The following is a 12,357-nucleotide window of genomic DNA, read 5'->3' as shown; positions in this document are numbered from 1 at the left end:
TCTTAGAGCCGAACGCCCTTCTCGGCGAGGCCGGAAGCGCGGGCGGAGGACGTTGCTCGAACTGTCTCCCGCCCGCTTTCAGTCGCAGGGAGTCAGCGGGCCGCGATCAGCGTGGCGTCGCGCAGCTTGCCCTTCGGGGTCCACCTGATCGTCACCCTCTCGCCGACCTTGAGCCTGGAGAAGTCGCACTTGGGTCCGAACTGATAGACGTTCCTGCTGCTGAGCGTGACGGTGCACGCCTTGGCGTCGATCAGCTTGAGGGTGCCGCGGGCCGTCTTGAGGTGTATCGGGGTCGCCATGGCGAGCGCGTGGGCGAGCACGCGGGCAGCCGGGGCAGGGGTGGCGGGGGCGACCATGTTGCCGCCGCTGCCGTAGCCAGCAGCCATGACCCCGGATGAGGCGCTAAGGGCGGCAACGAGCAGCACTGGGAGGACGAGATTGCGCATGACAACTCCAATCGGTTACGGCCGGGTCGACCAATCGTCGACATTGTCTGACGGCCGCGAGGATCGTGGGCCCGCCTCCTTACGCCGCCCTGTCCGCCACCTTACATCCGCGCAAGATTGGCAAGGCTGACTTCGGCCGGCTGGCTCGCGCGCTATAGCGTTTCACGGCTGGACTGCACCTGAGCTGAACCACTGGAATCGCCCCACCTGGGATGTCATCCCAGCGAAAGCTGGGACCCCGCGGCGAGGGCTTTGCCCTCGTCCGCTCGCCACCTGCACCAGCCGATAGTTGGGTCCCAGCTTTCGCTCATAGGCGCTAAGTTAGCGACTTCGTTTGGCTTGATGGACGCCACCTTAGCTGCCAAATGGGGTGACGCCGGGTATGCGACCCGAGGCTCTGCAGGTCCCCCAAACTCGGTGTCATCCCCGCGAAAGCGGGGAACCCCGTTTGCGATCGTGCCGCAGGTCAAGAAAACAGAGGTTCCCGCTTTCGCGGGAATGACCCGGTGGGTGGGGCACGATCCAACTTAGCGCTGATGAGCTTTCGCTGGGGTGACAGCCGGTGGCTTGGGGCATCCAAGGCCGAAGGACTTCCCTTCTTGATATGACCTAGAGCCGTATCCCCTTCTCGGCGAGCCCGGCCAGCATCCGGCCGTTGAAGGCTCGGGCAATTTCCGGCTGCCGCACCGGGCTGGTGCGGAGCGAGCCGCTCACCACCACCGATCCGGCATTGATCTCGTCGATCCCGAGGTCATGCATGTCGCTGGTAATGGCTTTGGCGAACTTCGGGTCGGCCCGCAACTCGGTGGCAGCGGTCCGCATCTCGTCGATCACCGCCAGCGGATCGGTGCCGCTGGGCACGGTGAAGCGCGGCCGCAGCACGCCAAAATTCCGCGAACTGTTCTTCAGCGCCTTGACGGTCGAGAACGGAATCGAGTGCAGCGCCCCATCGCTGTCGCGCAGCCGCATGCTGCGTAGCGACAGGCTCTCGACCACCCCGGTGCGATCGCCGGTGCTGATGGTATCGCCCACCGCAATCGTGTCCTCAGCGAGGATGAAGAAGCCGGTGATCACGTCCTGCACCAACTGCTGCGAACCAAAGCTCAGGGCGAGGCCGAACACCCCGGCGCCGGCGATCAGCGGCGTCACGTCGACCCCGATATTGGCCAGCACCGCAATGCCGCCCAGCACCACCAGCAGGATCAGCACGCCATTGCGCATCAGCGGCAACAGCGTCTGCAGCCGGCTCGAGCGCTGGGCTCCCGGGCGGGTGCCCTTGTCGGGCGCCAGGGTGGTGGCGATCCAGGCATCGAGCGTCACCCAGATCAGCCAGGCCACCGCGACAACGGTGGCAACGGCGAACAGTGGGCCGACGATGACGCGGCCATCCGTGGTCAGCCAGCCCCAGATGTTGAACCCCCAGATGCCGGCGATGGTGATCGCCATGGCGAAGAGGGTCAGCGTGTCGGCGGCTACCCTCAGCATTTTTAGGACCTTGCCGGTAAGGATCTGGCGCAGCGTATAGCGTTCGTAGCGGTAGCGCGGCGACTTGGGCGTGGTGAGCCGGTGCAGGACGGCGATGGTCACCATGCCGACCAGCACGGCGGCGAACGACCACAGCATCTGGCTCAACACATCATTGTCGCGCTGCCCGGCGAGGAGGCTGAAAATGCTGAGGATCAGAAAGCCATAGGCGAGAAGGTGCCAGTGTCGCGCCAGGCGCCGGGTGGCGTTGCGGATCGGATTGTCCGAAACCGGGGCGCGCGCCGCGGTGCCGAAGATCAGACGGCCAAGCGCCATCCGGTGGCGCGAGATGAAGCCCAGCATGATCAGCGCCGCGATGCAGTTGAGGATCAGCCCGGCAAAGTCGGCCGCCGACCAGCCGAGCACCTGCCGCAGCGTCGGGTCGGCGCTGAGTGCCGCAAAGGTCGCAAAGCTCGCGACCGCCAGCCACCACGGATAGAACCGGTGCTGCCCATAGCGGATCAGCCGCACGCTGCGCACGCTGCCAAAGCCCGACAGCGCCGACGTCGCAAGCTCCGCCGTCAGCATGGCGAGGAGGATACCGACCGCGAGGCTGGTGAAACTGGTACTCGCCAACTTCGGCACCGGCAGGAAGTTGACCAGCACAGCGACCACGAACAGCGCCGCCGCCGCCAGCACCACCTTCAGCATCAACCCCATCGCCAGCTTCCGCTTCCGCACCGGCTTGGTCGCCTGCACCAGCCCGCGCGTGACCCGGCGGATGCCAATGCCGATCCCGGCAACAATCACGAGGCCAGGCAAGGCCCAGCCGACGAACTGCAGCAACTGCCCACTGCTGACGCCGCTCTGCACCCGGCTACCGATCTGCGTCCCGGCCTGCGCCAGCTTGCGATCGATCGGCACGCCGAAGGTGGCCGTGGGCAGGGAGGTGACGAGCTCGTCAGACCAGCGGTACAAGGCGCCGACCAGGCCGGCGCTTCCACCACTATCGGCCTCCTCCGCACCGGCGGCCGTCGGTGCGGCCGCGCTCGGCGTCGAGCGCAGATGCTCGAGCAGTTGCTCCCGCAGCACCGGATCCTCCAGCACGACGATGAGCCGATCGACGGCGTCTGAGGATGTTGGCGGAGCCGGCTTGGCCTGCTGGGCATAGGCACTGCCGATCGACAGCATGACAAAGAGAACGGCAATCAGCTGCTTCACGGGTGGGTCTCGCTTGGTCCGGATCCGGGCGGCAGATCCTTGGAATCGAAAGGCAATGTGCTGTGCGATTAGACAAATAAGTTGGCGGCATCGTGCCGCTCAAGCGACCCGATGAGATCGCGGTGGCCATCGAGTATCCAAAACTCCGCGCCCGGTGCCGGTTACGGGAGGGTGTGTCCGGCGGCGCGGAACAGGCGGTACCATTCTTCGCGCGTGAGAGTGATGTCCGAGCCGGCGGCGCTCTCGCGGACGCGCCCGGGCTTGGTGGTGCCGAGGACGACCTGCAGGTTGGCCGGGTGCCGGGTGATCCAGGCAATGGCGATGCCCATGGGGGTGATGGCGTATTTCTTGGCCAGCTCGTCCATTACGTCGTTGAGCTCGGCGTATTCCTTGCGATCGCCGATGAACACGCCCTCGAAGAAGCCCTTCTGCACCGGCGACCAGGCCTGCAGCGTCATGCCCTTGAGCCGTGAATAGTCGAGGAGCCCGATATCGCGGGAGACCGACTGCTCGAGCCCACCCATGTTGGCGGCGACGCCCTGGGCGAAGAGGTTGGCGTGGGCGATCGAGAGCTGCAGCTGGTTGAACAGCAGCGGCTGCTTTACCGCCGATTTTAGCAGCTCGATCTGGCCGGGCGTGTGGTTCGACACGCCGAAATGGCGGACTTTGCCGCTGGCGTGGAGCGTGTCGAAGGCCTTTGCCACATCGTCGGGCTCGACCAGCGTATCGGGGCGGTGCAGCAGCAGCACGTCGAGATAGTCGGTGCGCAGCGCCTTCAGCGAGCCATCGACCGATTGCAGGATGTGCTCGGAGGAAAAGTCGAAATAGCCGCGGCGGATGCCGACCTTGCTCTGGATCTGGATCTTCGCCCGGTCGGACGCCGGGAGTTTCAGGGCGTCGCCGAACCGCGCCTCGCAGACATGCGGTGCACCGCCATAGATATCAGCGTGGTCCATCATTGTGACGCCGACCTCGACGGCCGCGTCGTAGAGCGCGCGAACCTCAGCGTCGCTCATCTTGGCGATGCGCATCAGGCCCAGCACAACGCTCGACGCGGTGACGTCAGTATGGGGGACGGTGAAGGTCTTCATGGCGGGAGCCTGTGCTGGCGGATGGGTGGGAGACGGTGTGTATCACAAGCCATGGTTGGCGTCGGCAATACGACGCTCGTCGTGCGTCGAGCCGGGACGCACCGATGCGTCCGGCGGCCAAGTGGCCCCGGAGGACGGGAGCGAAGCGAAGGACCTGCGCGACATTCGCCCCTCGGCAGCCACAAGAGACTGGTTGCCGAGTGGGGCCTTCCCCGGCGCCATTCGCCCGCCCCGGAACCTTATCCCCTCGGTCCAGATCCACGGTGTGTCGCCACACCGGACGTTTCGAGGCAGGCAGGTCGTCTCCCCGAGCGGAGATGGTCGTTGACCGGGGGATGGTCTCTCCGTCCGTGGCGGTGTCTTTCGGCGCGCCCGCAGCCGGACAGGGCCACGGCCCAACGGGCTGCGACTTGGGCCCGGGCCGACACGACTGCCAACGCACCCAACCTCCACCACACCAACCACTCGTCATGATCTCGCTTCGGTTCAGCGGACGAGGGGAGGATGGCACAGGGTAGAGGGGCGGGGATAAGTGCTTTCAGCAGATGCCGCGCTCCAGCCGGGGCAGTCTAGCGGCGCGCGGAGGGCGTGTGTGGCCGCGCCACCGGTGACAACCGAGAGAGACAGTCAATCTTCTGGGAGGCTGGCGGCGACGCCACCGATGAGTTCCCCGGTGGCATCTCTATTTTGAGACGACCTCTCGAACGGAGATATTCCGTCGTGTTTCCACCCTTTCAGTCCCGCCAGTGAGTGTGCAAAGCCGAACTGTTCGATGCGAAGGATCCTCTCGCGATACTCCGCGCCATCATCCAACACTTCGACTAGCTCTGCCTCGGTTGTTTCGGTCTTGTAAGACGCGACCGCAACAGCGATTACCTCCATGTGGTCCTTGTGATTGATAAAGATCGGCGCGCCGCTCAGCCCAGGACTCACCAGAAAACTCAGTTCAAGGCCGTTGGGATGATTTCCGATGTGCATATCGCTCGGTGCCGTTGTGCGCTGCACATAACCCTTCTGAGCACGAAGATTTAGGCGAAGGCCAGAGATATCTCCACCGATGGCGCTGACAGGGTATCCATATGTTGCCACGTCCTGCCATACGCTCACTTCGCGGTCAGACAGTCTGAACGGCGTCTCAGACATATATGCTGAATGTCCCAACGTTATGTCGTAGGGCTCAGGGGCCGTGTGGTACCACTCAAGTTGGGCAACAATGGATTTAGTGGACTTTCCGTTGTCGTCTTTTCCTACGATTCCAATCCGGCTCGCCGTGCCTTCTACTATCGCCTGTGCCTCGGTGACTACATGACTAGCAGTAATAAAGAAACCGTCTGAGGAGATCAGAAACGCGGTGCCGACCAGCCGCTCGATTGTCGCATTGCCGCTCTTGGTGGAATACGTGCAGATGGGCATTACATAGCTCTGAAGATACATAGTCAAACGACCTCTAAATAGAGTCTGTAGATCGAAAATCCTAGATATGTCGTGCTGCCACACCGTGGCTGCGCAAGGCTGGCTAGGCACCTACGTCGTTTGCTGCATTGGGTTTTTTCTCCGATGAGTATTTAGCGTTGTCCGCTCGATGCGAAGAGCGAGTGGCCCCAATTTCTCCTGCATCTTCATAAGCGTTTCGATATGTACGACCCTGTCTGCATTTGGCTTGTATAGGAGAAATGTCGATGTGAGATGGACTAGTGATATTGCGGTCATATCAAGTGGGTCGACAAAGCCAGAATTGCTTGCTCCGGTAAGGAAGATGTACTCGGCGGCCTCCACCATTCCGAGTAACTTGTCCGCCGGGCGAAAGCCGGAATGATTGTGCTGCGAGGCCCAGCGGTATCGCGGACGCCAGTGATCGAGCCCGACGTCGAACTCAATATCGGCAAATGTGACCCTGTCCTTCTGAATGGCTGGCCGCGCCCAATCGTAGTCCGGACCAATCGCGCGACCGATCTGGCGCTCGGCGCCGAGGCATGCGGCGTCCAAGCTTTGAATATCGTCGTGATCGAACGGCGTGATGCCCGCGCGTTCCGCGTACTGATTGAGCTGCGCCGCTGCGCGGCGAGCGTTGAAATGGAAGCTTCCCAAATAGTTGAGCGCTGTGTCATTTCCATGCTTGGCTATGAAGGCAGCGGTGACGTTCACCTCGTGCAGAGCTCTCCACCGAGCGAGAGCGGCATCCGGAAACCCTCCGCGCAGTAGGCAGGCTATCTCTTCGGCAATAAGCACCCCCCTCGCGTGGAGGTGGGCTAGCGCGTCGAAGATGTAGTCGTCTTCATCAGCGGCGCTCGGACGGAGTTCATCGTTGTTGTAGCTCCCCAGTTCTCTTGCAATGACGATGATTGTTTCGAAGAGGTCGATAGCCCGCTTCCAGCGACGGAGAGTGCGTGCCTCAAAGGATCTCGCGCCCTTGCGTCTGGCTTCAAGCATTGCGGGGGCCGATTTCCGGTAGGCAGCTAACGACGATCGAACCGCCTCGCGTTGAATCTTGCTGATGGTCCGTTTGAGCGTTTGACCGCTGAGGTCGGCCAGTAACGGTTCCAGCGCGTCCTCGATCTTCGACTGTAGTTCCTGGAGGAAAGGACCTTTGGTCATGATACAACCTAGTGCTGTCGATGTTTGAGGCGGCCTGAAAAAAGGGGCGCCAAAGCGCCCCTTTTCATGTCTTCGCGGTCGGCGGCTCTCAGCTGCACCCAGTCGTCGTCCCGCAGTCCTCACAAACCATGCAGTGCCCCGACACCTTCATCCGCATCGAGTTACAGTTGCTGCACTGATCCCCCGTATAACCCTGCATCAGCGCCTGGGCCCGGAGCTGTCCCGCGTCCTGCTGCGTCGGCGGGCTGGGGATCGGGTTCAGTTCGGCTTCGTTGAGCACGGTCGGGCTGGTCTCGATCTTCAGCGCCGTTGCGGCCTTCAGCGCCGTGACGGTTGAGGTCTGCATCGAGGCGACGGGGTTGTAGGCCTGGGCGGCGGTGAGGCCGCCGGAGACCAGCATCAGGTTCTGGTCCTTCACCTTGCCGCGGGTCATGCCGCGGGAGACGAGGTTCTGCGCTGGGATCGGAGCAGGGCGCTGGCCTTCGCCGCTTTGCGACAGCGCCGTCGGGCTGTCGGCGTGGACATGCGCTAGATCCTCGCGGTCGAGATAGGACACGGCGAGTTCGCGGAAGATGTAGTCGAGGATCGAGGTGGCGTTCTTGATCCGGTCGTTGCCCATCACCATGCCGGCCGGTTCGAACCGGGTGAAGGTGAAGGCTTCGACATACTCGTCGAGCGGCACGCCATACTGCAGGCCGAGCGAGATCGAGATGGCAAAGTTGTTCATCATGGCACGGAAGGCAGCACCTTCCTTGTGCATGTCGATGAAGATCTCGCCCAGGCGCCCGTCGTCGAACTCGCCGGTGCGCAGGTACACCTTGTGGCCGCCGATATTGGCCTTCTGGGTATAGCCCTTACGGCGGTTCGGCAGCTTCTCGCGCTCGCGCGACACGCGCTCGATGATGCGTTCGACGATCTTCTCGGTGATCTGCGGCACGCGCGCCATCTGGTTGGCCGCGTTCAGCAGCTCGACCGCATCTTCTTCCTCGTCGTCCTCATCGGCGACCAGCGAGGAATTGAGCGGCTGGCTCAGCTTCGAACCATCGCGATAGAGCGCGTTGGCCTTGAGCGCCAGGCGCCAGCTGAGCTGGTAGGCTTCCTTGGCGTCGGCGACGGTCGCGTCGTTCGGCATGTTGATGGTCTTGGAGATAGCGCCCGAAATGAACGGCTGCGCCGCCGCCATCATCAGGATGTGGCTCTCGACCGACAGGAAGCGCTTGCCGGTTTTGCCGCAGGGGTTGGCGCAATCGAACACCGGCAGGTGCTCGTCCTTGAGGAAGGGTGCGCCCTCAAGCGTCATCGAGCCGCAGACATGGATGTTGGCAGCCTCGATGTCCTTCTTGGAGAAGCCAAGGAAGGCGAGGAGATCGAACGTCATGTCGCCGAGTTGGGCGTCGGTAACGCCGAGGCTCTTCAGGAAATCGGCGCCCAGCGTCCACTGGTTGAAGATGAACTTGATGTCGAAGGCCGATTTGGTCGCGGCGTTGAGCGCGGCGATCTTCTCGTCGGTAAAACCCTTGGCGCGAAGCGTTCCGGGGTTGATGCCCGGCGCCTGGTTCAGGTTGCCGTGGCCGACGGCATAGGCCTCGATCTCGGCGATCTGCGCTTCGGAATAGCCGAGGGTGCGCAGTGCCGGCGGCACCGCGTTGTTGATGATCTTGAAGTAGCCGCCACCAGCGAGCTTCTTGAACTTCACCAGCGCGAAGTCGGGTTCGATGCCGGTGGTGTCGCAATCCATCACGAGGCCGATAGTGCCGGTCGGGGCAATCACCGAGACCTGCGCGTTGCGGTAGCCGTGGCGTGCGCCCAGCGTCAGCGCATCGTCCCACACCGCCTTGGCGCGGGTCGAAAGCGTATCGTCGCCGATCGAGGCGTGATCGAGCGCCACCGGGTTGATGCTGAGGCCCTCATAGCCATCAGTCCTGCCATAGGCAGCGGTCCGGTGGTTCCGGATGACGCGCAGCATATGCTTGGAATTGCGCGGATAATCCTGGAACGGGCCGAGCTCGCCGGCCATTTCGGCCGACGTGGCATAGGAGACGCCGGTCATCACGGCGGTGATGGCGCCGGCAATGGCGCGGCCCTGGGCCGAGTCATAGGGAATGCCAGAGGTCATCAGCAGGCCGCCGATATTGGCGTAGCCGATACCCAGCGTGCGGTAGACGAACGAGCGTTCCGCAATGGCCTTCGACGGGAACTGCGCCATCATCACCGAAACTTCGAGCACCACGGTCCAGAGGCGGGTGGTGTGCTCGAACGCCGCGACATCGAACGACGAGTCGGCGTTGCGATAGGGGAGGAGGTTCACCGAGGCGAGGTTGCAAGCCGTGTCATCGAGGAACATGTATTCCGAGCACGGGTTCGAAGCGACGATCTCGCCGGCTTCCGGGCTGGTGTGCCACTCGTTGATGGTGGTGTGGAAATGGATGCCGGGGTCGGCCGAGGCCCAGGCGGCATAGCCGATCTGTTCCCACAGGTCGCGCGCCTTGACGGTCTTGGTCACCTTGCCGGCCTTGGTGCGGCTCAGCAAATCCCACGTGCCGTCGGTCTCGACGGCCTTGAGGAAATCATCGGTGACGCGGACGGAGTTGTTCGAGTTCTGCCCTGATACGGTGAGGTAGGCTTCGCTATCCCAGTCGGTGTCGTAAACCGGGAAGTCGATATCGGTGTAACCCTGGCGGGCGAACTGGATGACGCGCTGGATGTAATTCTCCGGCACCAGTGCCTTCTTCGCCGCCTTCACTTCGCGCTTCAGCGCCGGGTTCTTGTTGACGTCGAAGCAGTCGTCGCCGGTGCCTTCGCAGTTCACCGCGGCCTTCATGATGGCCTTCAGCGCCTTCGACACCACCTTGGAGCCGGTGACGAGCGCGGCAACCTTCTGCTCCTCCTTCACCTTCCAGTTGATGTAGTCCTCGATATCGGGGTGATCGATATCGATCACCACCATCTTGGCGGCGCGACGGGTGGTGCCGCCCGACTTGATGGCGCCGGCGGCGCGGTCGCCGATCTTGAGGAAGCTCATCAGGCCCGAGGACCTGCCACCGCCGGAGAGCTTCTCACCCTCGCCGCGGAGTTTGGAAAAGTTCGAACCGGTGCCCGAGCCATATTTGAACAGCCGCGCCTCGCGCACCCACAGGTCCATGATGCCGCCCTCGTTGACGAGGTCGTCGGTCACCGACTGGATGAAGCAGGCATGCGGCTGCGGATGCTCGTAGGCCGATTTGGACGAGGTCAGCTTGCCGGTGAAGGGGTCGACATAGAAGTGACCCTGGCCGGGGCCATCGATGCCATAGGCCCAGTGCAGGCCCGTGTTGAACCACTGCGGGGAATTGGGGGCAACCCGCTGCGTGGCCAGCATGAAGCAGAGCTCGTCGAAGAAGGCGCGCGCATCTTCCTCGGTGGCAAAATACTTGCCCTTCCAGCCCCAGTAGGTCCAGGTGCCGGCGAGACGCTCGAACACCTGGCGGCTGTCGGTTTCCGAACCATAGCGCTCAGCTTCGGGGAGCTTGGCCAGCGCCTTCTCGTCGGGGACCGAACGCCACAGCCAGCTCGGCACGTCGTTCTCTTCGACGCGCTTCAGGATCTTGGCGACGCCGGCCTTGCGGAAATATTTCTGCGCGATGATGTCGGCCGCCACCTGCGACCAGGTCGAGGGGACCTGCATGCCCTCGAGCTTGAACACGATCGAGCCGTCGGGGTTCTTGATCTCGCTCGTCACCGAGCGGAATTCGATCCCCGCATAGGCGCTGTCATTGGCTTTCGTGAACCGACGTTCGATGCGCATTTGTCTATATATTCCCCAATAAAGCGGACAGGAAAGCCCGCGAGCCGCCAAGGACGGCTTCTGCCTCTTTGTATGACGCTGTCTAACTGACCGTGAAAAACGGCCTAGGAGCCCCGTTTGGGACCTTCAGCGAACTGTCGCCGCCGCGTGGTCCCGGTCGTCCGTCGTGCCGTCTGAACAAGCCCGGCGCAACCTCGAAAGGATGCGTCCGATGCTTCGAGTCGGTCAATGCCGAGCCATGATCACAACATACAACTGCTAGTGGCATTGCCCGGATCCGACGGCTAAATCCAGTATCTCATATGTGGATTACGGGGAAAAGTTCCAACCCCGATTCGACGCGCCGGAAGGTCAATTTTCGGTACCACCACCTTGCGGATCGCTGGCGGAACTGGCCCTAAACCCCGGGAAATCGACCACTCTTTCGCCACCTTTGAGCAGTGCGCGAAGGTGAACCGGCGGGGCTAAGTGAGAGGCAGTTTTCGGTGCGAATCCTGTCAAGCGCATTATTTCCGTCACAAATCGACGACCATACAGAGCGCCCTCTGGTCGGTCGGCACACCATAGGTAGAGGGCAGGACGGGCTCGCCTTTGTGCCGGAGCGTGATCAGGAAAAGTTGCAGACTTTTCCGGTTCGATCTCGCGACCAGATAAGAACCTGGAGCTGGAATGCGATTCAACGAAGCGCAGTCCTGCTCTAGGCGGGTGCGCCCCGGCATGTTAGAGCCACAGGCACAAAATGGCGGGCGATTTGTCCCCGCGAACGGCTTTTCGAGACGGGTTCAGACGGTATGGCGAACGGCGGCATGAAGGACTTCCTGATCGAGATCCTGGCCTGGTGGCGGGGCAACACCTGGGGCACGCGCCTCTGGATCGCGACGCAAGGCGAGTATGTCGGCGAAGACGAGACCGGCAACCGCTACTACCGCTCCAGGAAGGGCTCGAAGCCCGGCCCCAACGGCTACGAGCGCCGCATGGTGGTCTATGCCGGCGGTTACGCCGAGCCGACCACCATTCCGCCCGGCTGGTATGGCTGGATGCACTACCGCACCAACACCCCGCCTACCGAGCAGGATTACACCGCCCGCTCCTGGCAGCTGCCGCACCAGCCCAACCTCACTGGCACCGCCGCGGCCTACCGCCCGGACGGCAGCCTGCTGAACAAGGGCGAGCGTCCCCGGGTCACCGGCGACTATGATGCGTGGTCTCCGGAATAGTGCGGCGATCTTCACGCCATACTGGCCTGCAAATGGCGACGGTCTCCGCTTCCGGTGCACACGTACCGCAAGGTACGCTCCGCTCCGGTTCTCGACCGTCCCCATTTTCGGCTCAGTCTGACATGAACCTCATCGCACTATCAGCGTCGAGCCCTTGATTTGATCGCAGCCGTTTCGAGATTGTTCGTGTTGGCGGCCAGCCTAGCGCTGGCAACGCCTGTGCTGGCCGAGACGATCGCCAATCCGGTCGCCCAGTTCTCCGGGCTCGACAAGATCACCGGCCGCATCACCACCTTCGATGTCTATGTCGATGAGACGGTGCAGTTCGGGGCGCTGCAGATCACCCCGCGCGCCTGCTACACCCGGCCCCCGACCGAGACGCAGCGCACCAGCGTGTTCGTCGAGGTCGATCAGGTCAGCCTCAAGGGCTCGATCGACCGCATCTTCACCGGCTGGATGTTCGCCGACAGCCCGGCCCTCAACGCCATCGACCACGCGGTCTACGACATCTGGCTGCTCGACTGTAAGCAGAGCTCAGA

Annotated in this window: 8 protein-coding genes; 2 read left to right on the top strand and 6 right to left on the bottom strand. The window is 62.8% G+C overall.

Going from position 1 to position 12,357, the window contains the following annotated elements:
• Positions 1-92: 92 nt before the first annotated feature.
• The 6 genes from VW23_RS07225 to VW23_RS07200 form a co-directional block, all read right to left on the bottom strand.
• A complete protein-coding gene (locus VW23_RS07225) occupies positions 93-446 on the bottom strand; it encodes a DUF1344 domain-containing protein (protein ID WP_069908905.1) in 354 nt (117 codons plus the stop codon).
• Positions 447-1,055: 609 nt separating this feature from the next.
• Positions 1,056-3,131, bottom strand: a complete 2,076-nt coding sequence (locus VW23_RS07220) for a mechanosensitive ion channel family protein (protein WP_069908904.1) — start codon at positions 3,129-3,131, stop codon at positions 1,056-1,058.
• A 161-nt stretch (positions 3,132-3,292) separates the two neighbouring features.
• Positions 3,293-4,222 carry an aldo/keto reductase gene (locus VW23_RS07215; RefSeq protein WP_069908903.1) on the bottom strand — a complete coding sequence of 310 codons (930 nt, stop codon included), beginning with the start codon at positions 4,220-4,222 and terminating at the stop codon, positions 3,293-3,295.
• 627 nt (positions 4,223-4,849) lie between these two features.
• Complete coding sequence (locus tag VW23_RS07210) at positions 4,850-5,635, bottom strand: S1 family peptidase (RefSeq protein ID WP_069908902.1); 786 nt, start codon at positions 5,633-5,635, stop codon at positions 4,850-4,852.
• Between the two features lie 111 nt (positions 5,636-5,746).
• Positions 5,747-6,817 carry a DUF5677 domain-containing protein gene (locus VW23_RS07205; protein ID WP_069908901.1) on the bottom strand — a complete coding sequence of 357 codons (1,071 nt, stop codon included), beginning with the start codon at positions 6,815-6,817 and terminating at the stop codon, positions 5,747-5,749.
• 88 nt (positions 6,818-6,905) lie between these two features.
• The gene (locus VW23_RS07200) at positions 6,906-10,601 is read right to left on the bottom strand and encodes a vitamin B12-dependent ribonucleotide reductase (protein WP_069908900.1); all 3,696 of its coding nucleotides are present in this window, start codon (positions 10,599-10,601) and stop codon (positions 6,906-6,908) included.
• Positions 10,602-11,407: 806 nt separating this feature from the next.
• On the opposite strand from VW23_RS07200, the gene VW23_RS07195 reads away from it, so the two are divergent.
• Positions 11,408-11,818 (top strand): NADH:ubiquinone oxidoreductase subunit NDUFA12, encoded by a 411-nt coding sequence (locus tag VW23_RS07195; protein WP_069908907.1) that lies wholly within the window; start codon positions 11,408-11,410, stop codon positions 11,816-11,818.
• 186 nt (positions 11,819-12,004) lie between these two features.
• The coding region (locus VW23_RS07190; RefSeq protein WP_244513436.1) for a DUF2155 domain-containing protein at positions 12,005-12,357 on the top strand (353 nt) is incomplete at its 3' end.

The organism is Devosia insulae DS-56, assembly GCF_000970465.2.
GTDB lineage: Bacteria > Pseudomonadota > Alphaproteobacteria > Rhizobiales > Devosiaceae > Devosia_A > Devosia_A insulae.
The sequence above is the reverse complement of the archived record's forward strand: the minus strand, read 5'-3'. Positions and strand labels throughout refer to the sequence as shown.

Bases quoted from the DNA above. Each gene is read 5' to 3' on its own strand.
- VW23_RS07225 (WP_069908905.1), bottom strand. From the start codon at position 446: ATGCGCAATCTCGTCCTCCCAGTGCTGCTCGTTGCCGCCCTTAGCGCC.
- VW23_RS07215 (WP_069908903.1), bottom strand. From the start codon at position 4,222: ATGAAGACCTTCACCGTCCCCCATACTGACGTCACCGCGTCGAGCGTT.
- VW23_RS07210 (WP_069908902.1), bottom strand. From the start codon at position 5,635: ATGCCCATCTGCACGTATTCCACCAAGAGCGGCAATGCGACAATCGAG.
- VW23_RS07205 (WP_069908901.1), bottom strand. From the start codon at position 6,817: ATGACCAAAGGTCCTTTCCTCCAGGAACTACAGTCGAAGATCGAGGAC.
- VW23_RS07200 (WP_069908900.1), bottom strand. From the start codon at position 10,601: ATGCGCATCGAACGTCGGTTCACGAAAGCCAATGACAGCGCCTATGCG.
- VW23_RS07195 (WP_069908907.1), top strand. From the start codon at position 11,408: ATGAAGGACTTCCTGATCGAGATCCTGGCCTGGTGGCGGGGCAACACC.